General features: G+C 34.9%; 15 protein-coding genes. 3 read left to right on the forward strand and 12 right to left on the reverse strand.

Annotated features, from left to right (window positions below):
* Window position 1: 1 nt before the first annotated feature.
* Entirely contained in the window at window positions 2-382 is a 381-nt protein-coding gene (locus tag DI076_RS09330; RefSeq protein WP_108959661.1) for a response regulator, read from the forward strand.
* On the forward strand, window positions 369-2,855 hold the full coding sequence (locus DI076_RS09335; protein ID WP_108959662.1) for a PAS domain-containing sensor histidine kinase: 2,487 nt from the start codon (window positions 369-371) through the stop codon (window positions 2,853-2,855). The genes DI076_RS09330 and DI076_RS09335 overlap by 14 nt, the downstream gene beginning before the upstream one ends.
* On the opposite strand, the gene purM is transcribed toward DI076_RS09335, so the two are convergent.
* From purM to DI076_RS09355, 4 genes are read right to left on the reverse strand one after another with little or no spacing between them, the layout of a single operon-like run.
* Window positions 2,845-3,873, reverse strand: a complete 1,029-nt coding sequence (purM, locus tag DI076_RS09340; protein WP_108959663.1) for a phosphoribosylformylglycinamidine cyclo-ligase — start codon at window positions 3,871-3,873, stop codon at window positions 2,845-2,847. The two genes, DI076_RS09335 and purM, sit on opposite strands and share 11 nt — an antisense overlap.
* Window positions 3,866-4,678, reverse strand: coding sequence for a glutamate racemase (gene murI / locus DI076_RS09345; protein ID WP_108959664.1), 813 nt, complete (start codon window positions 4,676-4,678; stop codon window positions 3,866-3,868). Before murI ends, purM begins: the two co-directional genes overlap by 8 nt.
* A complete protein-coding gene (locus tag DI076_RS09350) occupies window positions 4,679-5,980 on the reverse strand; it encodes a pyridoxal phosphate-dependent aminotransferase (RefSeq protein ID WP_108959665.1) in 1,302 nt (433 codons plus the stop codon).
* Window positions 5,981-5,984: 4 nt separating this feature from the next.
* A complete protein-coding gene (locus DI076_RS09355) occupies window positions 5,985-7,112 on the reverse strand; it encodes a S1C family serine protease (RefSeq protein WP_108959666.1) in 1,128 nt (375 codons plus the stop codon).
* Between the two features lie 3 nt (window positions 7,113-7,115).
* Here DI076_RS09355 and DI076_RS09360 point away from each other — a divergent pair, with 3 nt between their 5' ends.
* Complete coding sequence (locus DI076_RS09360; protein WP_108959667.1) at window positions 7,116-8,201, forward strand: aminopeptidase; 1,086 nt, start codon at window positions 7,116-7,118, stop codon at window positions 8,199-8,201.
* On the opposite strand, the gene DI076_RS09365 is transcribed toward DI076_RS09360, so the two are convergent.
* The 8 genes from DI076_RS09365 to DI076_RS09400 form a co-directional block, all read right to left on the reverse strand.
* Window positions 8,198-16,138: a PD40 domain-containing protein gene (locus tag DI076_RS09365; protein ID WP_108959668.1), complete on the reverse strand. Its 7,941-nt coding sequence runs from the start codon at window positions 16,136-16,138 to the stop codon at window positions 8,198-8,200. The two genes, DI076_RS09360 and DI076_RS09365, sit on opposite strands and share 4 nt — an antisense overlap.
* A complete protein-coding gene (locus DI076_RS09370) occupies window positions 16,135-16,710 on the reverse strand; it encodes a DUF1318 domain-containing protein (protein ID WP_108959669.1) in 576 nt (191 codons plus the stop codon). Before DI076_RS09370 ends, DI076_RS09365 begins: the two co-directional genes overlap by 4 nt.
* A 7-nt stretch (window positions 16,711-16,717) precedes the next feature.
* Window positions 16,718-19,750, reverse strand: a complete 3,033-nt coding sequence (locus DI076_RS09375; RefSeq protein ID WP_108959670.1) for an LIC_11026 family protein — start codon at window positions 19,748-19,750, stop codon at window positions 16,718-16,720.
* Window positions 19,751-19,771: 21 nt separating this feature from the next.
* On the reverse strand, window positions 19,772-20,113 hold the full coding sequence (locus tag DI076_RS09380) for an STAS domain-containing protein (RefSeq protein WP_002989181.1): 342 nt from the start codon (window positions 20,111-20,113) through the stop codon (window positions 19,772-19,774).
* 63 nt (window positions 20,114-20,176) lie between these two features.
* Window positions 20,177-20,989, reverse strand: coding sequence for an RNA polymerase subunit sigma-70 (locus DI076_RS09385; RefSeq protein ID WP_108959671.1), 813 nt, complete (start codon window positions 20,987-20,989; stop codon window positions 20,177-20,179).
* Window positions 20,990-21,084: 95 nt separating this feature from the next.
* Window positions 21,085-22,458, reverse strand: a complete 1,374-nt coding sequence (locus DI076_RS09390; protein ID WP_108959672.1) for a Na+/H+ antiporter NhaC family protein — start codon at window positions 22,456-22,458, stop codon at window positions 21,085-21,087.
* A 10-nt stretch (window positions 22,459-22,468) separates the two neighbouring features.
* On the reverse strand, window positions 22,469-23,716 hold the full coding sequence (locus DI076_RS09395) for an NRAMP family divalent metal transporter (RefSeq protein WP_108960882.1): 1,248 nt from the start codon (window positions 23,714-23,716) through the stop codon (window positions 22,469-22,471).
* Between the two features lie 38 nt (window positions 23,717-23,754).
* Window positions 23,755-25,722 (reverse strand): PAS domain-containing hybrid sensor histidine kinase/response regulator, encoded by a 1,968-nt coding sequence (locus tag DI076_RS09400; RefSeq protein WP_108959673.1) that lies wholly within the window; start codon window positions 25,720-25,722, stop codon window positions 23,755-23,757.
* Window positions 25,723-25,800 lie beyond the last annotated feature (78 nt).

Genomic DNA, 25,800 nt, shown 5'->3' on the forward strand with positions numbered 1-25,800 from the left:
AATGAGTCATATTTTGGTTGTCGATGATTCTCCTGCCGTATTAAAAATTGTGCGCCTTGCTTTGAGTAGCCAAGGTCACAATATCATTATCTGTGATTCAGGAGAAATTGCCCTAGAAACTTTAAAGACAAATCCAAAAATTGGATTAGGGATTTTTGATTTTAATATGCCAGGGATCAGTGGGATTGAGTTGATTCAAAAATCAAAAAAAATAATGACACATGTAAATTTTAAAATCCTAATTCTATCGGTCGAAAACAAACCTGAAATCATTTCAAAAGCTCTTTTGGAAGGTGCAGATGCTTGGATAGTAAAACCATTTAAAAATGAAGATCTAATAATAAAAGTCAATGAGTTAGTTGAAGTGTATGATTCCTTTTGAAATTGATGTTATTTTTGCCGTTACTGCATTATCGGTAGTTGTCAATTCAGTCATTTCGATCATTATTTATTTTTTATCAAAAAACTCTAAATCAGAAATCAAACTTTCGTATATATCATTATTTTTGGCCATTTTAGTCATTCGGAACTATTCCTTATTCATTTATGGGAGCACACAAAACAAACTATATTTCTTTTTTTCAGAGTCATTAACACTTCTAAGTTCCTTTCTATTAGTATTATCTATTCTTCCCATCATAACCAAAACCATTTCCAAACATTGGGTATACCTTTCTTTCATTATTACTTATATTACTTTCGTATCCCTACTCCTAGGTAATTATAGTTTTTTTTGGTTTGCAATACCATCTGCTATTTTTAATGGATCCGCACTTTTGTTATTTGGATGCATCATATTGGGTTTAGATGAATACCCAAAAAACATCCGCCTTTATTTTTTTACAGTTTGTGTTTTATTATCACTCCAAAGATTATTTTTCCCTTATCTATTTACAATCGATTGGTATAAACCTTTAGGTTATACAATTAATACCTTGTTTATGTTTTTGTTTGGTGTTGCATGTATTCTTTTTAGTTTCCAAGTGCAAACAAAAATTTTAAACTTATCGCTATTTGAATTGGAAACACTCCAAAAGGCAATCAAGGATGTGAATGTACGTTTGCTTATCATGTACAATCAACTTCCAGCAATCATCTATAATATAGAATTTTTACCTGAACCAAGAACATCTTACATCAGTTCCAAAATGGAAGAAATCACAGGTTATGGAATCAATTATTTTTACGAGAATTCAGATTTTTTTCGAGACATTGTCATCCCGGAAGACCAACACAAAATCGAAGATCTATTCTCAGGAGTTTCACCTATTGTTCTTAGGATGATCCATGCAAATGGATCCATCATATGGACAGAACACTATGTAAACATTTCAAATGATATCTTAGGAATTAAAAAACGAATCGATGTTGTTGCCCTCGATATTACCAATTCTAAAAAAACTGAATTTTCTTTATTGCAGGAAAAAAATCTTAACTCAACCGTCTTTGACAATGCAGCCAATTTAATTCTCCTAACAAATGCAGATGGTTTATTGGAGAATATCAATCCAGCAGCATTAAAAGTCCTGGAATTGGACAAAAACGATGTAATTGGAAAATACATCCAAGATATCATTCTTGCTGAAGAGGACAGGGAATACTTAAAAGAAGTATTAGCAGATATAAGCGAAATCCAAAACATTGCAGAAAGTTTAATTCTACGATACATTACGACAAACAGACAAATTCTATATTTAGAATGGCGCCTTGGAATCATACGTGATTCCAAAAATGAACCATCAAAAATTATTTGGATTGGAATTGACCAAACCTCCAAAAGGACAGCGGAACTAGAACTAAAAGAACTCAATAAATCTCTAGAGGAAAAAGTAAAAGAGAGAACGAAGGAACTACAATCCAGTAATACAGAACTCAATTCTGCATTATTTGCATTGAGAGAAGCACAAGAAAAATTAATCCAAAATGAAAAGTTGGCTTCTTTAGGACAACTTGTTTCTGGTTTATCACATGAAATCAATAATCCGATTGGAATGATCAAATCTTCAGTTGAAACGCTAATTGCAGAGTGGGAAGAAGAATCGCATGATTTAAAAAATCAATCACTCATCGACATCTTAAATTTGATAAACGATTCCAATGATTCAGGATTAAGAATCTTAACTGGACTCACAAATCGACAAGCTCGCAAATCACTAGCCGAACTATTGAAAGAGAATTCTATTTTATACGCAGAAGAACTAGCAGAATTATTTGTAGATTCAGGGATTCGGAATCTATCTCTACCGATCTTAAAAAAAATCGAATCTTCAATTACCAATCAAAGTGATTTTAATCAATTGAGAAAGTTTCTATTGATGAAACAATCATCAGAACATATCCTCTACTCTATCAAAAGATTATCAAAAATTACATTTACTTTAAAAAACTTTGCAGGGCTCCAATCCAATTTGGAGTTAGTCGATTTTTCACTAAAAGATACAATTCACTCCGCGATTTCTTTGTATAAGGAATATTTTTTACGAGATATTAACTTAATCTTAAATTTAGATTTTGAAGGCAAAATTCGGTGTATCCAAGGAGATTTAGTCCAATTATGGAGTCAGATGATATGGAATGCAATTCAAGCTGTCTCTTCCAAAGGTACTATCTCTATTAGAAGTTTTAAAACGACAGACGCAGTCATCGTAGAAATTGAAGATTCTGGGATAGGGATCCCAGCCGAACATCAATCCAAGATCTTTATGCCATTTTATTCAACAAAAACATCAGGTGATGGATTAGGACTTGGACTCTATCTGGTGAAAGAAATTGTGAACCGACACAACGCAAATATTAGTTTTGAATCAGTACCTGGAAAAACACTATTTCGAGTGATCTTTCCCTTTAAGTCGTAATTGAGATTTTTCCACTATCATTCGTTTTACCAATGATGAATGCTTTTTCTCCTAACTCATCCAACGCATTCATGGCTGTATCAACCAAACCATTTTCTACAACGAGTATGTAACCTATTCCCATATTAAAAGTACCATACATATCATTAAAATCTAAAGAATGGTCTTTTTTTAATTTCGAAAAAACATAAGACTCTGGTAAAGAATTTATCTCAGCTCCAATACCATTTGGCAATACTCGTGGAATGTTTTCGTAAAAACCTCCACCTGTAATATGAACCATACCTTTTACAGAAACTTTTTCAATTAAAGAGAGTATAGATTTTACATAAATATTGGTTGGCACAAATACATGATCTTTAATAAAATTTAAATCGCTTTCGGATGAAGGTAATCTACCATCTTTTAACAATAAACGACGTAATAGAGAAAAACCGTTACTATGTGGCCCAGAGGAAGAAAGTCCAATGATTGTATCACCTGGTTTTATCGATTTCCCATCGATCATTTTATTCTTTTCCACAACACCAACGACAAAACCCGCTAGGTCATATTCTTCATCAGGCATTACTCCAGGGTGTTCCGCCGTTTCTCCACCAACTAATGCACATTCTGCTAACTTACAACCTTTCACAATCCCAGAGACAATGCCTTCCATGGTTGGTAAATGTAATTTCCCACAAGCAATATAATCCTGAAAAAACAGCGGTTTTCCACCATTGACCAATATATCGTTTACGCACATTGCAACCAAATCAATACCAACAGTGTCATGAATTCCTAACAATCTGGCTAATTGTAACTTTGTTCCAACTCCATCCGTTCCAGATAATAAAATAGGTTCTTGGTAAGATTTTAAAAAACTAACATCATAACAAGCGGCAAATCCTCCAAGTCCACCTAACACATTTTTGTTATGAGTTGTTGCAACATTGGATTTGATTCGTTTTACGAATTCTTGTCCTTTTTCGGTATCAACTCCGGCATCTTTATAAGTTACTTTATTTTGGTCAGACATGGAGTTTTCCTATAGTTGAATTAATTAATGACAAAGTATGATTTGGAGTGATTGTTTTTGCAATTCTTCCCGCTAAATGAACATAGTCGGACTCAGAAGTATTCAATAGAATATCAAGTTGGTTTCTATTTTCTTTTGATCCATTTGGTAATTGTAACATTTTTTTCATATGTAAAGATGTTCCCAAATTACCGTCATAAACTTTTAAATTTGGATAATGATAATGAATTCTTTCTCTCAAGAAAACGTAGTGTGTACAACCTAATACAATGATATCAGTTTCTGACATTACCAATTTAATTTTGGAATCTAAAAAATCCCAAGCGTCTTCCCAACGATCAGAGTCGATCAGTTTGGCCAAACCTTCACATGGAACTGGCAATATTTCTGATCCTTTCGTAAGTCCGGAAACCAAATTCTTAAACTTTTCTTCTTTTAATGTGAGTTCGGTAGCAAAAACGGCTATTTTTACACCTGGATTTTCGACTAACGCAGGTTTAATGGCAGGTTCCATCCCAAAAATAGGAATCGAATGTTGTTTTCTCAAAAAATCTGCTGCTGCTGATGTTGCCGTGTTACAAGCAAACAAAACTGCTTCACAATCTTTTTCAATCAAATATTCAAATGCATTTTTTGAAAGTTCAATTACCTTTTGTTTTGATTTTTGACCATACGGTGAATGAATCAAATCACCAAAATAAATATAATCGATATTTGACGTTTCTTTCCACAAAGTACGTAAAACGGAAAGACCACCTAAACCTGAATCAAAAATTCCAATCTTGTATCTGCCGCGAGAATTCATTTAAGATGCTAGATATTTTTTTATGTTCTCAGCTAATGTTTGGTAAATCCATTCAAACTTTGTGTCATCTTCTTCGAGAAGGGTAACTCTAAATCCATTTCGATTACAACAAAATGAACTAAGTGGAACAACACAAATCCCTGCAGAAGCTAGCAGATGTAAAACAAAACGACGATCAAGAGCAGCTTTTTCCATAAGTGGAGAAACAAAATCCTTCACCTTTTGGTTTGTAATTGGTAAAGTCATATGAGATTTCAAAACATCATCTTCAAATAGAACCGTTAAGTAAAAAGCACCTTTGGGTTGGATGACTTTGACACCAGGAATTCCTGACAACATCTGTGTTGCTTTTTCAGCTCTTTTTTTAAACTTTAAATTTCTAAATTTTAAATGATTTAAAAATTCTGGATGAGAATATACAAGTGGTATCGAAAGTTGAGGTAATGTCGTTGAACATACTTCCAACATCTTGGCATCTAACAATGATTTGATGTATCGTTCGAATGTTGGATCATTTTTTCGATTGAATACTTCTAACCATCCACACCTTGCTCCAGGCCATGGGTATTCTTTTGAAATCGATCGAAGTGCAAATCCACAAACCTTATCTCCAATGACTTCCGATAAGTGTATACTTCCCCATTCTGAATAATTTACATGAGCATATGTTTCGTCACAAATTAGAATGATGTCATACTTCTCACAAATTTTTACAATTTCCCGCATAACCTCTTTTGGATACACGGCACCAGTTGGGTTATCTGGATTAATGAGTAAAATCCCTGCGATCGAATCATTGTATTTTACTTTGTTCTCAATGTCTTCTAAATCAGGCATCCAATCATTATTCGGATTTAATTCATAAGTTAAATGTTCATAACCAGAGTGAGCAGCTTCTGCAGAAGATAACGTTGAATAGGCGGGAGATGGTCCGAGAATCCGAGCTTCCCTTCTCATAAATCCAAATATTTTTGCGACAGCATCACCTAGACCATTAAAGAATAAAATGTCTTCGGAGGTGATTTGAGCCCCACCCCTTTCATTCACTTTTTCTGCTAAAAACTTACGAGTGTTTTCGTCACCTTGTGTTGCAGTATAAGCCCAAGATTTATTTTGGTTCACAAGTCCGCTGACGATGTCTTTCATCCAATTGGGAACACTTTCCCCTTTTTGGATTGGGTCCCCGATGTTTTCCCAGGTAATGGAAACACCCATGGCTTCGATTTGTTTGGCAAGTGCCACAATCTGGCGAATTTCGTAAATGAGGGCGTCTGCACCCGAATGGACTATATTTCTTCTCATAAAATTATTTGCCCTTTTGGTAGGCTGCTTCCACCAAAGGGATCGATAATTCCATCTCTTGGGTATCCCGTAATATCTTCAACCGTAAGACGCCCCCAAGACCAACAAGTCCCACTTGTTCTCGTAAATCGTTAATATGGCGTACAGAGAGTCCATTTGCGCCTTCAATGAAGTCATATCGACGTAAACCACCCTTCTCAGCTGCCGAATTGGGTTCTATGTCATACACAAGAACACCCACAGCATCGTTTGGAATTCCTAAGGATTTTCTGTGGTCTGGCAGAGGGGTTGTTGCCATCACACCGAGGGTAGCAGGACGAATGTTTTGGCCTACGTTTTGTTCAATTTGACGGAGCACTCTTTTTGCATAATTGATAGGAATGGCAAATCCAATCCCAGCACTGGCCCCACTTGAGGAACGAATCATACGATTGATCCCAACAACCTCACCGTAAATATTAAGCAGCGGTCCTCCGCTGGAACCAGGATTGATTGCGGTATCGGTTTGGATATGGGTTTGGCCTGTTTCATCTAAGTCTTCCCTAGATTTTGCAGACACAACACCAACAGTGAAAGTTTTTTCTAAACCATAAGGCGAACCAACGGCAATGGCCCAATCTCCCACTTCGATTTCATCAGAATTCCCTAAGAAGGCGGGAATGAATTTATCTTCGCTCGGTATTTTGAGAAGGGCTATGTCTGCCCGTTCATGGCTACCCACATAACGTGCCGGGAAGATCCTTCCATCGGACATGATGATTTCGATGATCTCGGCATTTTTGATAACGTGGTAATTGGTAACAACAAACCCACGTTCATCAATGATGAACCCACTGCCAATGGATGAAATTCGATCTTCCCGACTTTCGCCAAAAGCGTAAGGATGGAAAATCATTTCTGTTTTTTTGGTTCGGATTGAGACAACAAATTGTTGGGCCTCTCGGTATACATTTCGAAAACTCGATTGGATTTGGATGGCTTGGCTCTGTTTGCTTGCAGAGATCGGTTTGGGAGAAGAAAAGAGTTTTGTGACAGCTGAACGAATCTCAGGGAAAAAAATTGCGAACAAAAGTACAAAGACTAAGGCAAAGTTAATGTAGACGACTGGTGGAATCGAATTTTTTCTTTCCATAGAATGCCAAAACCCCTTCCACTTTTGCCGATTCCACTCCCGTGTCGAACTAAAAAGAAGAAATTGATCATGACAATCTCGGTCTTTCCTTTTTTTCTCACTAGTTGTTTGCCCTATTTATACCACTTGGGGAAGGAACAATCTGCAATCATTTTAGGCAGAGAAAAAATCGAAATGGTATTAAACAAACCAAACATCGATTCTAAAACAAAAGAAAAATTAAACTTAATCCGTGAAGTAAGGAAGTATGCCATCGAGGAACTTGCGCTAAACGAAAACGGTGGATTTGAATACTTCACCAAACTTGAACGTGACGAGATCGGATGGAATGTCAGCGCTTCGGAATCCCTAGCTCTCAAATCCTATACTTGGTGGTTTCCCATTGCAGGAACAGTTCCTTACAAAGGGTTCTTCAATAAAGAGATGGCGATTGAGTTAGAAAATGAACTCAAAAATAAAGGGTATGATACAAGGATTCGTGCCATTGGTGGATACTCCACATTAGGTTGGTTTTCAGACCCTGTATTATCTCCACAACTAAGTTGGCCTGACCATCGTTTGGTGGGACTTGTCATCCACGAAATGGCACATGCAACTGCTTATTTGCCAGGTGATACCACACTAAATGAATCCTATGCAAGTTTCGTAGAAGAAATAGGAACTGAACGTTTTTATCTAAAAAAAGAAGGAGAAAAAAGTCCTCACTTAGAAAAATTCAAAAAAGAAAAAGCAAGAAGAGAAACTACCATCCAATTACTTAAATTTTATGCAGATCGCCTAAAAGAGATTTACGAAAGTGACAAAAATTCGGAATCCAAATTACTCTTAAAACAAAGTACAATCTCTCAATTCAAAAACAAAGTGATTGAAGATAAATTAATCCCAGAAGAAAAATCAAAAGAATTTTTAGTGCGAGATTGGAACAATGAAGACTTTCTGGGAGCCCTTCGTTACCATTCTGGTGAAGTAAGTTTTAATCATCTATATGCAAAGGCAAATTATGATTTAAAATTATTCCACAAAGAAGTAAAAAATCTTTTTGATCTTCCTGAAGACTTACGGAAAGATTTTCTAAATCAATCCAATTAGTCTTCAATCATTGCAGAAGTATAAAGTCGATACCCAATCCAATTTCGATCATCCATAGAATATGATTTTGCTGCATTTTTACCTTCAATTAAACGGATGTGTAAAGGTTTTTCCAACTCTTCTTTGGCCAGAAATTGACGGATAAAATATAAATTATGAACTCCATTTTGATTACCAGAGTGTAAGACAAATAAACCTTTGTTTTGTTGTCCCAAATAGTAGGCTATGCCACTAAAATCATTGGTAAATTGCAAAGAAGGTCCAATTTTCTGATTTGCATACACAATTGCGGTTTGTGAAGATTTGGATTTTGTATCCATTAATGGATGTGAATCTAAACATAAATAATTGAAAGAACACCAACCCAATTCCGAAAAATCTACTTTGAATGAAGATTCAATATCTTTTACACCATTTGTTTCCCACTGCACCAAACCTGCACTGATCTCATTTTCCAATGAATTACGAAATCCTAATGTTGTTACCTTGGGATTTTTTGGAGAAATGTCTTTAAATTTAAGACTAGGGTTTGTTAAAAAATCGGAAACGGCAGAAACAGAATAATACTCTGTATCGGGAATTGCAAATGGAACCACTGAATGGATTCCTGAGGCAAATAGATAATGACGATTTTTCTGGTTTAATCGTAAATTAGTTCTATATTTATCGGCCAAAGATTCTCTTAAGATAACTTCTTGGTTACCTGATTCCGAGGAACGAAAGTATCTCACCAATTCTCTATAGAGTAATTTATTATCAGGGAACAATTCCCTACCCAAAGACTTACCTTGTGCAAAACTTAATAGATACGTTTTACGTCCCAAATCAAAAATACCATGGAACTCTTGATTGGTTACCATTTTCTTTTTTAAACGTTCTGCAAATAAATCAAAGTTTGGGAGATGTTTGAGGTAAAGGTCTTGGTTTGAAAATCTTTCTGAAGTATAACGAAAAATTTCTCTTGCGATCGCAATATCAAAAAAACTTTCCGAGTTATTTTTCTCTAAACATTTTTGCAACAGGTAGTAGAATAAGAATTCGTATTCTGACTTTAACTCAGGGCTTATGAATTCATTGCGATTTCTTCTATTGAAATCATTAAGTAAGGAAATGTATTCTTCTGGTTTCTTAGATAAAGCAGATTCATAAACTTTGCTAAATAGATTCCCTGATCGAACTTCTTTTTTGGATTGGTTTCTTAAATAATCTCGCTTCCATAAAAAATCTGTCCACTTTGTGACCCAAAAAACATTCCCTTCCCCCAATTCAGAATGAGTATGCTGGATTTTAGAAACCAATTGTTCTGCCAATTCCCAATCACCACGTAAGTACAGCGCTTTTGCCAATTCCAACTGAAAAAATAACGATCTATAAGTTCGTCCTTCGTTTTGTTCCATCTGTAAAAGTAATTCAAACAATGAATTCACTTCTTGGTTCTTTTGGAACGGTATAGATCGTAAAATCATATGAAAGAACAAAGTTCGATTTAAATGGGAGAGTTTTGATAGAACAGATTGTCCGTTTGTCAAATATTCAGGTGTTAAAGCTAAAACTTCTGAATACCCAGTTTGTAACTGTTCTTTCCAAGTTGTATATAACCTTAAACGATAAGTATCATATATGGAATCAGAATATCCAAATTTTGTAAAATCTCTGGATAGGATTTTTTCATCAAACATGTTCCAATCTTTTTTGAATCCATAATTATATGCAGATGTGGAAGTAAGATTCGTAAGATATATCTCTTTATCACCGAATACAAATGCTTTGTGAAAGAAAATTTCCAAAATTCGATTCTTTAAGACATTTTTTTCTTTGGATGTCTTTACCAGTTTAGCCAATTTTTTAGTTTGTTCGTCAGCTTCCACAAACATATAATTTTGGATATATAAACTTCCCAATCGATATGCTTGCAAAAACGGATCTTCTTCTCTTTCAACTTTTATTCGCAATTCATCCTTTGAATTAAAATCTCTTAGTTTTCCAGTTCTTAATTGTGAATAAAATTCAAGAGCACCTAAGTAAGTATCTCTTTCTTCACCAATGAAATCGGATGGTTTATAACCACAATCTTCCTTCTCCTTAGTAGAAAAACAGGATACTAAAAATTCATAACGAACTTGGTTTTGGAATGGTAAATCTTTGTACTTTCTCCAAAGAGGGCGAAATATCGAACGTTTGGGAATGTTTGGGAATATTTCTGCACGTATCCTTGCCAATCTCAACTCCAAGGAAGGTAATAAGGGACTACCATCATCTAACAAAGTAGATGCGGTATAATAATTTTCATATGCCTCATTCAATTCTTTTGATTTTTCATTTTGGTATCCAAGATCGATAAATGATTTTGCTGTTTCTATCAAACTTTCAGATGATATAGAAAACGGTTTCCAATTTCCTATAAAAATCTGATTGTCTTTTTTTAAGTACTGTTCCAGTTTCGAAGGAGTAAAATCTGAATTTTTATCTTCTTTAAATGAAACTATATTCTGAATTCTTTTGGTTCTTAAGATTTCATAAATGAGTCCAATTTGATTCCACTGTGATTCTGTTTTAAAGTTACTCAGATCAAAACCGACAATGGATATCTCAGAACCACTTCCTTGGAACAATTCTCTGAGTGGTAAAACTTGTGAAAGTTCATCACCAAACAAGCTTGTTTGACGGCTTAAATTTTCCTTAGATACCAAATAATCTGTATCGGAAAGTAAAATTCCTAAATTGCCTTTTGGCACCGCACGGATATGGGTGTCCTTCTTAAGTTCCTGTTTCTCTCCGTAAACAGTTACCCATTTAAATCGACGCTCATTCCGTTCACTGAATAATTGGATATGATTACGATCAAATATAACAGTTGGATACCGCTCTTTTTGTTTGCTTAATTCAATTAGTTTCTGAAGAGTTTCTCCTTTGTTTTGTTTTCCCAATAATTGGATTTTTGGCGACGTGGGATTCATATTGGGTAAACACAAACCCAACTCTTGTTTTTCATCACATTTTGTATGAACAATTTTCCCATCTTGCCAGTAGAAAGTATGGATTGTGTTTCCGAATTGGTAATATCCATTCCAATCTGGGAAATAGGATTCACTAACAGCTCGTCTAGGCTCAAAAAAAGCAGTCCGTTCGGGAGATACAGATTTTAGTTTACCTATGATTTTACCTAATTTAGCCGATTCTTCATTTTCTTGTTTTAAGAGTGGCCTAATATCTTCGCGTTTGATTGTTTTTTCAATGATTTGATTTGATACTTTTTTATAACCTTTATACCATCTCAAAAGATCTTGGTAATTTAAATTGAGTTTTGAATCTTCAAACTCAAATTGTGCGGATATTAGATCTCTAAAAATTTCCAAACTTCTGTAATTTTCCCAAAGATTTACTATTGGATTTATTTCTGAATTCTTCAAATGAATCTCTGAAAAAGTTTGAATGAAATTTTCCAACCTAACCTTAGGAGTGAACATTCTGACTGATAAGTTTGATTGGTAAGACTGTAATGCTTCTTTTAAATATGGATCTGAGTTAGAGGGATTTTGTGAAACTTTGGTTTGCCATTTTGTTCGCATTACGTTCGACCAAAACTTTTCTTCATCCAATCGAAATTCAAATGCCAATTCAGCGGTTTCTTTCCATTTTTTCTCTGCCATGATATTGTCACCTAACATCATATAAATAGAATATAGGTTTAATAAAACACGCACTCTAGTTTGTCTTGAAATGGGATCACTCACCAGACCGATTAATTTTGGATCAACTAGTCCTGGATTTTCTAATAATGGAATTGCTTCTGCTAATTGCGGTAAATATTCTTTTCCTTCTCTTTCATTTTGGAGAGCTAAATAATACAATCCAAGTCCATAGTATAAATCAAAATTTGGATTTGTTATCCTGAAGTTAATTTCACAGGTTTCATTCGCAAGTTTACAATTTTTTAACTCTCTGTTTTTCCAGGAATTTAAGTCTTCGAAATATGATTTCAAAGTAATTTTTTTATATGGTTCCGATAGGTTATCAGTTTCTTGTACAACAAAAGCAGAATGACTATAATTATGAAAGACTCGGTCTAAATCCTTGTTAGATGCAGATTCAAGTAAATAATCAACTAACTCTCGGTAACGATCATTTGCTTCACTTGGCAAATTACTTCTTTGGTATATCTGCGCTTCTACCTGTCTTGATTTTGCTAGTATATTTTTTCCAATGATCGTTCCATCTAAACCTTCCGAGGTTATTAATTTATTCCTAATTTGGATTTCGTTGAGAGCGGAAACATATTCCTCTTGTTCAATATGATTTTCTATCCGAACACCAAGAGTTAACAAATATTTAAAGTCATTTGGGAATTCGCCAGGAAAACGACCATCACCAATCACACGTACGTTATCACCTAAAAATAGATTCCAAGGACTCCATTTTTTCCATCGCGAATAAAGGGATACATTCGTTGATTTATATTCTGATTCTGCCAAATGTAACATCTGATAAGAGTCCCGAAATCTTCCACTTTTCTGAAAGGCAATCGCGAGATAATTGGATAAGTTTATTGGACTTATGAATTTTACATCCTTGTTATAAGCAATGGCTGTTTGAAATGAGACAATCGAATCTTCATAAAGACCAAACTCCAATTCAGATAAACCACGTAACGCAAAGAGTAATGCTAATTTGGATCGTATTGCATTCAATTGCGCTTGTGTAATTGAATTTGGATCTTGGGCATACTGGTTTACAAATTGATAGTATTCATTTTTAAAATATATATCGATTGATTTTGAAAATTGTTCAGATGCCTTTTTGTATTGTCCCTGGTAGATCAGGGATTTACCATAATTAAAACGATAGATTGCTTCTTGTTTATAACCTTCGAATTGGTTTTTGGAAGACAAAGTTGAAGAATTATCTTCCACTTTACGATAACTTTCATTGGCTTTTGGATAATTGTTTAATAAAAAATAATTATTCCCTAAATTAAGATTTAAATCAGATATTACTTTCTTATTAGGATACTCATCTCCAAGAAACACCAAGATTTGATTATATAACTCAATATTTGCTTCTAAATTTTTATCTGGAAAATATTTCTTATATAAACTTTCGTAAACTTCAAAATCAACATTCCCTGAATTGGGGTCCTTTTGTAGTTTCATCAAATCTACATATTGGTATAACCAACCTAGCAATTGGTAAGCATCATAATGAGTGGGATCTGCATAAATGATCCATCGTAATTCTAATTCTGCACGTTTGAAATTTTCTAATATTTCGGCTTTTCGCACATCAGTCATCGTACCAGTAGAATAATAATACGATTCATAGGTAACATACTTATTGATTAGGTAATATGAATAACCATATAGCGTAGCTAAATCTAAATATGGCCGAGCCCTAGGTACCGCTTGTTTATAATATAACTCTGTCCAATTGAGAGCTTTTCCAGATAGGACTTCAATTTTTTCAAAATCTTTGATATTTACAATGTTTCGGACTAGTTCCCTATCTGTAACGATGGAAGTGATATTGGCTAAATTCCCAATGACATTGAGTTTATCTTTACTTAAAATATTGATTTGATTGAGTAACGCACGTTCTTCTTCTTCTCGAATTTTTTTTCCGTAACTAAAAATGGTATCTACCATTTTCCGTTGGTAATAAATTGCATATTCTTTGTATAAGGAATCCAAATATAAATTCCTAGTTTTGACTAGAAACATGTTTTGGTTATTAAAGAAATAGTGAAACGAAGATTGTAGCAAATCTCCAATTCTTTCAAATTCCACTGCCTTGTTTTCAAAATAAAAAAAGGCACTTTTGATGTCTTCAGCGCCCAAATCAACACCGAGTAATGGATCATAAAACTCTAAATAAATTTTTAAGTTTCTCAAAGCATCAGAAGTATTACCGGCAGCTTTTTGATTATAATATTTTAGCAAGTTGGCACGTAACAAAATTGGGTTTTTGTATTCTGCCATATAACTTCTAGTTTCAAAAACAGATGGTTTCCCTGGTGGTTCCAAATCAATTTGAAGAGGGATAGGAATGATTGAGTCGAGTGTAAGATTCGATTCATTATAACGTCTTAAATCAGAAAGTGCCTTTGCCTTAATGTATAAAAGTGTATGCCTGAATACATTTTGTTTCTCACTTTCCTTCGAATCCAAAATGGAATTTACATAAGAAAGTATAACTTCACTATTTTTGTTATCTGAAATTTTGGAGATAACATCCTCTAAAAGGTAACGAAGGTCCCTTTTTCGATCATTTGAAAAACTATGATTCAGATCGCTCAAATAAAGGGACTTTTCTTTTTCCCAGGTATCGATCATTTCCTCATAAAGCTTGGAAAGTTGGTAGGTGTTCGGATTAAAATCGTAACCACCTAACCTTCTTTTAATTTCATCAATCTGATGGTAACTTGGATAAGTTTGGTAAATTTTGAATAATACTTCTTTTGCGTTCGTTATTTGTTTTTCATTTTCTAAATAATCAGCATACAGATGATAAAGCATTGCTTCACCATCTGTAGGAAATTTTAATTCTGAGGATTGTCGTATTTCATTTAAAAGGTTAAAAGTCGAGCGAGTTTGTTTTGCTTCATTCCATTTGATAAGGATGATTGCAAATATATTCTTATCTAATTCTACTTTTCTTTTGTATTCGCGAATCAACTGTAGTGCTTCTTCATTTTTACCGATGCGTTTTAAGGTTGCATATTTTAATAAAGAAACCTGCGCTTCATAGATTGGATACAATGGATCTTCTGAATAAAATAATTCTACTGAGTCTAATGCCAAGAAGTAAGATTCAATACTTTGACCTGGAGCCAAAAATTTAGAATATTGGTATTGTTCTTTTATATTGGGTTGTTTCGGAATGGATCCGTTCTCAGGTATAAAATAGATATTGATGGCATTAAAATAAGATGCCGAAAATAATATTGACCCACCATTAAAATTTGAGTACCGAACATCAAAATTTGATGTTTCTCCAGAAGATAAAACTCTTTCTTCGCCTGTAGATAAATTTTTCTTAACAAGCAAACTATGGTCTCTTTCATCTAACCGACCATTTCCATTTGTATCTTTTCGGATAGATGAGAAGTATAAGTTTTTTGATCGGTTATCAATTGTAGGCGAAAAGTCGAGGTATTGATCGTTTGTGATTCGTTTGGTGTTTCCATCCGCTAATTGAATTTGATAAATCTCACCAAATTTGTTCTCGTTATAAGAAACAACTAATACCGATTGTCCGTCAGAAGAAACATAAGGTGAAGTTACTCCCATCGAAGTGATTTGTTTGATTTGAGTTGGTTTATCAAGTTGGATGGAACATAAATTTGGTAAGCCTGGAGTGAATCTATCTGAAATGAAATAAATTGTTTTACCATCAGGGGACCAAACAGGATCAGTATCGATAATACCTTTATGGTATTCTCCTTTTTGATTAGGTAAATTTGTTAAATTGATAAACTCATCATTGATAAATCGATGACCTTTCAAATATTCTTGGATCCACTCTTCTGGTTCGATTTGTAATAATATCAAATCACCTTCGGAATCAAATTCCTCTGAAACAAAAACTAAATATTTTCCATCTGGTGAAATTGCTGGTTTTGATTCGGAAAAAGGATTATCTGTGATTGGAACAACAATTGAACTTTGTAAATCACGAAACCAAACATCAAAATTTCCCTTTTGGTCTGTTGCGTAAAAAAGATACCTTCCATCTTTAGTCGTTGAGCTATATAGATTATTCCCCCTTTGCACTGTTAAAGGGAATGGTTTTGATTGTGTTGGTGAAAAATAATTTTTTGAAATAGCAGAATAGTCAAAATTAACATTCGCATACTTCACTTTACTTTGGAATAAAGCACAATTAATTGTGACTAAAATGAGTAAAAGTAAGGATAACGGGAAAACCTTTTGAATTGGCTTCATTGGTATTTTTCCCACCTTCCTGAAACTGTTTCATAATATTCACCAATCGAGACTGATTTATAATATTCCTCTGCTAACGATTGTTTAATTTTAGACAACTCGTCTTCTTTTTTTCCTTTTTTCTTTTGAATTGTTAGTTCTTTCTCCATAATGAACTTACGAGATTCATTTAAAAAAAGAATCACGTCTTCTACTCTCTTTTTTTTAGCTGGAAGTTCATAATTGGCATATGTTGGAAGAGAAGTTGCGAGTGGATTTAATTTTACATAACCTTGTGGTGTTTCTCCCAAAATACCATGAGTTTTATAAATTTTAATTTCAGGCGAAAGGTAGTTCAATCGAATTCGATGGGCTCGTATTTCTGGGTCAGAATCTTCTTTTGCTAATTTTTCTTGGTTATTCTGGCCATTTGTAGAGGATTGAATCGAACCAATCATCCAACCTTCTTTCTCTAATTCTCTATCCTCACCTACCATTTGTTTTTCGGCAGCTGTTTGCGCATTGGTGATTGTAATCGGAGGTACTTTTAAGCTACAACCTATGAGTAAAAAAGATAATAGAATTCGTTTCATACAAACCTCACTCTTGGTATGTTTGGATCTCGTTTTGTGCTCGTTTCAAAAAATTCGCAAGAGGCATTCTCTGTTGAGAGATTTTGCCATCTTCTAGTTTCATGATCAATGATAAGAGAGAACGATCAAAATACACATCTGCATATACTAACCCTCTCGATAATGATATATCGATTTTGCTAATCGGGTAACTGTCAGTGATACGATCGATAAAGAAGTTTTGAGCTGAAATTACGTTTAAAGCACTTTTTCCAAAGTCACGACCAATTTGGAAAATTGAAAAAAACAAATCTAAATTTGCAATCGGTTCACTTAAATCTCTAACCTTTATGTTTAAGTCAGCCTTTAATTTTCCATCATCAATTTTATCTCGCACTTTAGGTGCCATGAGTTGCTTTAAATCGATATCCCTAATGAGTAAATTCCCTCTAAACTCCATTGTTTTAGGATCTAAATTCCCTAAATTAAAAACTAAATTTTTGCCGAGAATGATTCCATCCATAGAAAAGGATTTTAAGGATTCTATATTGGCAAAATTCTCTTTGTATTCGATAAATGCACTAAACCCTGGTGAATCTTTTTGTTTTTTCACATATTCAAAAGGTAAGTTAGGTATATTTGGGTGTGTCCCAATCACTTTACCGATTGTTACGTTGGGAGTATTAAATCTTCCATAATTTTTGATGAAGATTGACTTATCTCCAATGATTAAACTTTCATCTGGTTTGAAGGCAAGATTATGTTGGATAGGAATCTTAGCATTAATCTCTTCGACTAAGTATGCCTTACAGGATTCTCCTGGGCATTTTTGATTGTTGTAAGATAAAGATGGTAATTTTGAAAAAAACTCTCCATTAATATCATAATCATTTATTTTTAAATTTAACCCTAAATCACCCTGAACTGAAATTCCTTTTGCCAGATATTGTTTGGATGGAGAAACCACAGAGAGAATCAAATCTAAATTGCCAAAATAAGGACCTAATGGTGGTTTTGGTTTATCTAGTTTAACCAACTTTCCACTCAATGAAGTTTTTAAAACTCCAGAAAATGCATTTACCTTCATTTGTTTGATTAGGATTTCATTTGAATTTGTACCATTGATAGTGAGATCTGTTGTTAGTTTCAGATCTTTCATTTCTAAACCAGGTAAATCGGCATAAAGGTTGGCATTTATGTGTTTCGAACCTGGGCTTTGCACATAATTCGCGTTAAGTTTAATTTTTGGTTGTAGGCCAAGTAAATTCTGGAGCGGAGATATTTTTTCCTTTAAGACAAGAGGCAAAACCAATAATAAGTTGGGAGTATTTAATTTTAAATCGAGAGGTGAAACCTGAGCGTTCAGAGTTTCTCCCGGTTTGACATTTCCTTTTAATTGAAGTTCAATGGCTTTGTTTCCAGTGAGTGTCCTTTGGTCTAATGTAAAGTTTTGGATTTGAATTTCTTTGATTCCAAATGGCTTATCAAAAAGCAAATTAGTGTTAATGTCTAAGTTTAAATGGGATGCAGGTGACCTAGAACGATCAATTTGGTAACGAAATCCATCTACAGTAACATTCGAATTTATATGAATGTTGGCAAAAGAATCTCCCGAAGATTGTAATGCTAATTTGACTTTGCCGGCAATCCCCTGTGAATATTCTGCAATTTGTAATTTCTCGAGTGATGCCAATACATGAAATCCAGAAGATTGTGAATACTCACCAGACAAACGAATCTCTGATTGGTTATAATTGATCTGTGATGGTAAAATCGTGAGCGATTTTAATTTTGGAAACGGAATTTCTATCGTTGGTTCCTTCATCGAACCAAAGTCTAAGTTAGCTGTTAAGTCTAAATTGGCTGTTTCAAGTGCATGAGGTTTTTTATTCCCTATCTTTAGATACACTTTGTTCGCGAGTAATTTTAGATTTGCTTTTGTTTGGTTCCAATTTCCATGAACTCCAGTCCCTGCCAAAGAAAGATCTCCCGAAACCTTCATTACAGGAATCATACCTTCCAATTGGTTTAAAGAAAATTGTAGATCACTTAACTTTAATTCAGAAGATTCTACATCCAGATTTACCTCTGGTGTATCTGTGGAAAGTTTTGAGATGACACCTCCCAGTTTGAGCCACGTTTGTCCGATCACACGTAAATCAAATTGTTGGATTTTTAAAACGTCTTCTTTAGGATCAAAATGTATGTCCGACAGTAATCTGATTCCAGTTTGAACTTGTTTCCCTCTGACATCTAAATTTAAGTTGTCCTTCCCAATATCTGTTGCGAACAAAAACAATTCAGGTGATTCCGTACGATCCCATTCAAATCGAAGTGACATTGGTAAGGTCTCTTTCCAATTCAATTGATTCGATTTAAATTCGATTGATAATGGTCGTTCTGAATTCAAATGAACCATTACTTCATCTAACTGATTTAAGGCGTCTATATTCAATGGGATCGATGTGAATCGATTAGTGATGAGTTTTGTCTGGAAGTCAAAATTTTGAATGGAGGCATATTGGATATTGCCCGTTTCCCGGATGTATTGGAGAGAGACACCCTTCATATTCAAATGAGCAGTTAACTGCAAGGGAAGATAGGTATTAATTTCTGTAAGCGGAGGACCAATTTCTTTTTTTGGTTTTTCTTCCTGTTTTGGATTTGGTTTGAATAGATGAGATACATTCCATTGTCCATTTCTCTCTTCTATCCGAATATTCGAATCAATGAAACTGATATCAGAGATTCGAATTTTTCCTAAAAACAATAATGGCAGGTTATAACGAACTCGGATTTCTTTTGCGCGAAAGAAGGCATCTCCGGCGAAGGGTCCACCTGGATACAATTTTAGATCTTGGATTTCAATTCCGTAAAGTAAGGAAAAAGAAGTGAACTTACCTTCCATTTTGACCAAGGTATACTTGGAAACAAAATGGGGTACAAGCCAGTTCGCTGTAAATTGGTTAAAAACGAGTTTGTAGAGTAGGAAGAGGACAAAAAGCCCTCGAAAGGTTTTGGTTTTGGCGATTCCTAAACTACCCTTCAGGATTGGATTCATCACAAGAATCGCCTCTAAGATTTAATATTCGAAGGAGTCTTCAGCCTCTTCCAGAGTTTTGTATATCTCAAACACACTGGAAAGTTTGGTAATTTCCATGAGGTTTTCGATATCGGAATTTAAGTTCGCAAAAACTAGACGTCCATTCAGACCATCTATGTGTTTGTAGATGTTCAGAAACGTTCCCAGTCCAGCAGAATTGATAAAGGGAACCTTTTTCAAATCGATGATGAATTTTGGGACTTGGCCTTTTTTGATGTACTGTTCAATCTTTTCAGACAACTCGAACTCATTGCCGGCTTTGATGGCACCTTCAATTTTAATGATGTGCACGTCGTTTTTACTAGTAACTTTGATTTTCATAACCCTTCGGAAGGTGGTGTTGCCATAAGCATCAATCGAATTTGCCGAATGTAAAGCAAATTTTTATGCATAGTGCAATAAATCTTTGCCGACTTTCCTGAGTTCATGTTTTCCTTGTGACAAATGATTGCGAACTGCCTTTCTTGTGATGCCGAGCCATTTGGCAATCTCCCTTTCTGAAAAAAAACTACGATCAAAGGCTCTTGTCCTACGCAACATCCAAATTTTTTTCTGTTTCCCATACCAATCCCGTCGCTTCGGGTCCGTAGTTTCATATAATTTTCTTGTGTAACGTGTGATCATAGAAGTGAGTCGTAAGACTAATTGCCGATGCAGATTTCGTCTTTCTTCCCATTCTGAAAAAAATAAATTCTCATCCAATTGGTTCTCCTTCAATTTCCATAAGAGGAATTGTTTTAGATTTTGTTTCATGGGTAAATCGAATTGTAAGGAAAGCACTAAAGCAGTGAAGATGGGGAGTTTTTCTAGATTTGATTTTAGAATCTCAACTTTTTCTTCCATAGGGTCCTCCTCATTGGCTGGGGTGGAATAATTCCAAAGCTGTAAATACAATTCCCCTGATTCGGGAATTTCTGAATTACGAAATCGATTTCGGTATTGGTTGAAGATATAAGTGACAAAAAAACCCAAAACATGAGTGAGTTGGTATTTTAAACTCAAAATCCACATTTTAGAAAATACTTCTAAAATGGTAACAATCATTTCAGAACTTTCATCTTCTGATATGTTTCTTTTTTTGGCCAATCGATCAACCATCCAAATTGGCAAATATTCTCTTACAAGTCCAAGATCGTTTGTGATCCTTGCTTGGCTGATCAATGGTAAAATTTTTTCATCTAATATCTTTGGTAACATAGCCAAAGTTTTTACCAAAACGCAAAACCAATGAATACTACAATTTTATAGTTAACATTCGTTACAATAGATTAGAATGAAAATTAGATGTTAAATTATGAACTTTTTAATTTAATTTTTTTGTACATTAAAATCGAAACGGAGAGGAAAACATGGATTAAGTTAAAAAATACAAATGGTAAATAACTCAAGACGGAAACTCCGAGCGAAGATGCCATAAACGCCCCACAACTATTCCATGGGATTAAGGGAGAAGTAATCGTTCCTGAGTCTTCTAATGCCCTTGAGATGTCTTTTTCAGGTATTTGTTTTTCAACCGCAAGCGTTCGGAATGCACGGGCGGGGATCACAAGGGAAAGATACTGGTCTGCAGTCATCAAATTGAGTAAAAAAGAAACACCCATCGTTGATAATAGAATATCATATTGGTTTTTTACCCATCGTTTGATTTGCATTAGAATTTCATTTAAATATCCATAACCTTCTACCACCGCCCCAAACCAAACCGCACTTAAGATCAAAATTTCTGTGGGCAATATCGAAACGATTCCTCCACCACTCAAGAATTGATCCCAAGTCAGATTTCCTGTTTGAGACTTGTATCCCAAAACAAGAGAACGAAACATTTCAAACGAAACTCCAGATTCTATGATGGGAAATAAAAAAGCAGATCCGATGCCGAGTAAAAAAGAGACACGCACGGGTAAGTGGAACAAGGAAGAACCAAATACAAGTAAAACAGGGATCAATTTCCAATAAACGATTCTATTTTGCAGTAACTGCGACAATCCAATCTCGGAAGGGAACACTGTATCTCGGGATGGATCCCAAACAAATAAATTCAAAAGATAAAAACATAAAACAGCCAATAAAAAACTCATACATGTGGTTTTTAACATATGCCGTATATGTGTCCATATAGGAACGTGTGTTAAACTAGAGGCCAAATTCGTTGTATCAGACAATGGAGACAGTTTATCACCAAAATAACAGCCACTGACAATGGCTCCTGCTGACATCACATCAGAGAATCCCCAAATTTTGGAAACACCCATAAGGGCAACACCTAACGTACCTGCCGTTGTCCAAGAGGAACCAGAAACCATAGAAGCAATGGCAGAAACAATGGCAACCGATGGTAAAAATAATTTTGGTTCAATGAGAATTGTACCAATTTGCATCATCGTGAGTAATACACCAGAGTATGCCCATGAAGCGATGAGTAACCCTACTAAAAATAAAATCTCCATTGCAGGGAATACTGAGTGTAAATTTTTGCGAAAGGCAGAATGTAAAAAAACAAATTTATGATGGAACCTTTGTAAATACGAAAGGCTACCAGCAAGGCACAAAGCCAAAGGATGAGGGTACGGTACAGTCCATATATACCTAAAAAACAAAATTGATATAACTAAATAGAGTATGGGAGTGAGAGAAAAAAATAAATGGTATTTTTTTTCTCTCTCCATAAAACTTTAATTAGAAAAAAGTAATATTGATATAATAAATGGAAAACCCAAACAAAAACAAAATCCCAAACCAAGACAATAAATTCATCCAAGGTTTTGGCCTTTCTTCTTTCGGAATTTCTTTTCCAAACAATATTAAATGATGGATCAATGCAAGTATTGGGGCATTTAAAAACGATACTGTTGTCGCAAAGTCGACTAAACTTTTCATATTGGTACGAAAGAAAAGTAAAATTAAAATAGAACCAATCCCAACGAGTAAAATCCAATACCAATATAACTTTTCCGTCGAAAACTTTTGTAATGTTGGGAACAATCGTCTGCTTGCATTGGAAACAACTCGCGGATATGCATCAAAACATGTTAATGTTGTTGAGAACATGGTGAAAAAAGCAGCGACCAAGATAATGGGATAAGACCAAGACCCAATGGCAGAGGTATAAAGTTTAACCAATTCGGATGCAAATCCAACTGCTTGTGAAGAAAATTCCATACCTGTATTGTACATCATATTGGAACCAAGTGCCAAAAAACAAACAGCAAGAAGTGTCGTCCCAATATAACCAATGTTAAAATCAATCATGGCGTATTTCATCGGAGGTAATTTCCCATCTGGAGTCTTTTTCGCAAGTGTCCAATCGGATTGCCATACTGCAGCCTCTATCGGAATGGGCATCCAACCCATTAGAGCAATCAAGAAGGCAACATCAGCTAAGTTTCCTAAGGAAAACGTTTTCCCTTCTGTAGTTAGTTTTGGGATGCCCGCATAAAACGATAAAACCATAGCAACGATTGTTGCTACTGTGAGGAGCACAACAATCCACTTCATCAGTCCATCCAATGCCTGGAATTTACCGATTGCCAATAGTAAAAAACAAAATGTAAGGATGATTGCGCATAACATCCATGGTTCCATAGTTAAACCAAGTAAGTTAGAAAATAAACCAGATGTAACCAATGTTACTGTTGCTACGATGATACACATCGTTCCGACGGATATACCGAAGAATATCCATATCGGCAATCTTCCCAAAGATTCATAACCATCTAATAATGATTTACCGGTAACTATTGTATACTTTGTTCCCACAACAAAAAAGGGATACTTGATAAAATTGGCAAAAATCACGACTGCGAGCAATCCATACCCATATACAGCTCCAGCTCGAGTGGATTGGACCAAATGGGAAACACCCACAGCGGCACCAGCATACAATAAACCAGGACCAAGATACGCTAAAAAAGGAAATCGTCTCATTTTGGACAAAATGACGAAGTAAGAAAGATTTTGCTACTCTATTCGAGTTTGGCAGGATTCAAATAGTGGTATAGGACTTGGTTGAGTGCCAAAATATCAATCGGTTTGGTCAAAAAATGGTCCATACCTACATCAAAACATTTTTTACGTTCTTCGTAGAGTGCACCAGCAGTCAAAGCGATGATAGGGATTTGTTGGTTTGATTTGTCATTTCGAATGATTGTCGCAGCTTCCAAGCCATCCATTTCTGGCATTTGAACATCCATAAAAATCATTTCTGGTTTTTTTGCACTGACCATTCGAACAGCAACAATCCCATTTTCAGCTTCCCACAAAATTGCATTTGGAATGTATTTTAATATCATTCGTTTTAGTAGGTCCCGGTTCATCAAATTGTCTTCAGCAATGAGGATACTTGGAGTTACTTCTAACAATTTGGATTGGTTTATATTTTCCCAAACTTCTCCCTGAAAGTTTTCGTTTTTCTCATCGGTGACGTTTGCATTTTTCAGAATGAAAGTTTCGATCGAAAAACGAAACTCAGTTCCCTTTCCTTCCACAGAAGAAAATTCAATCTCACCACCCATGAGATCGAGTAGAGATTTTGTGATGCGAAGTCCAAGACCAGTCCCTCCAAAACGACGTGTGGAATTGGATTCTCCTTGCCAAAACGATTGGAAAATTTTTGTTTTGTGCGATTCTGGAATTCCGATTCCTGTATCTTGAATGGAAAACTTAAGTTTCATTTTCTCATTCCCAACTAACTCTGACTCAATCTTTAGTGTTACACTTCCCTTTTCAGTAAACTTGACAGCATTTCCAAGAAGGTTAATTAATATTTGCCTAAGCCTAGTTGCATCAACAACAATCCATTCTGGTAGTTGATTCGATTCTATAAATTCCATTAGGATGTTTTTTTCTTTAGCTTTCCATTGGAGAACACCCAGTGAATCTTTTATGATGTGCTTTAAATTTGAAACTGTTTCATTTAGCACTAGTTTCCCAGCTTCAATTTTGGAGATATCTAATATATCATTGATAATGCCTAACAGACCATGTGCGCTACTGATTGCATTTTTTACGTATTCTTTTTGGTCTGCATCTAATTTCGTTGTCATGAGTAATTCATTAAAACCAATCACTCCATTTAAAGGAGTTCGAATTTCATGACTCATATTGGCTACAAAATCTGACTTCGCTTGGTTTGCACGATCGGCATCTTTTTTAGCCTGTAACAAATGTAATTCGGCATTTTTGCGATCTGTAATATCATTGAAGTGAACTACAAAATAAAGTGGTGAACCATTCCGATCTCTAACAAGCGAATTTGAAATTTCTATCCATAAAACTTGATTGGATTTTGAGATGTACCGTTTTTCGTAAACGACATCCACATCTTTTCCTTTGAGTGCTGATTCTCGGTATTGATGAAAAATATTCTGGTCTTCTTTATAGGCAAAATCTTTGGAAGCTCGACCTAAAAGTTCAGCTTCATCGTAACCCAACATGAGTTGGAGTTTTTTATTCACACGTAAAAACTTACCATCTAAGTCGAGAAGACAAACTCCCACTCCCGCATTTTCAAAACTCATGCGGAATCTTTCTTCACTTTCTGCTAGTTCTTCTTGGATTTTATTTTGTTCGGTAATATCTCTGTTGATGGCAATGACACCGATGGTAGTACCATCTTTGTCTTTCAAAAAACTAACAGCAGAACGTATTTTTAATTTGGAACCATCTTTTGCTAATTGAAACACTTCCCCTTGCCAGATCCCTGTCGATTTGAGTTGTAAGATACTCGCTTCGCGATCACTTTCCAACATAATGGTTTGCAAGATATCATTTGTCGATTTACCAAGGACTTCGTCTGCTTTGTAGCCATAAATCCTTTCTGCGGCTAGGTTCCAACTGGTGATATGGAACTGTAAATCGGTTACGATAACGGCATCATAAAGGTATTGAAGGATGAGTGAAGAGTAAGCTTCCTTCGGAATGTTATGATCCATGGTACATCAATATCGGGGAGTTTTATATAAAAGTGCAAGCGATTCCTTAAAAAACTCTTCATTCACGAAAAAACAATT

The organism is Leptospira ellinghausenii, from assembly GCF_003114815.1.
Taxonomy (GTDB): Bacteria; Spirochaetota; Leptospiria; order Leptospirales; family Leptospiraceae; genus Leptospira_A; species Leptospira_A ellinghausenii.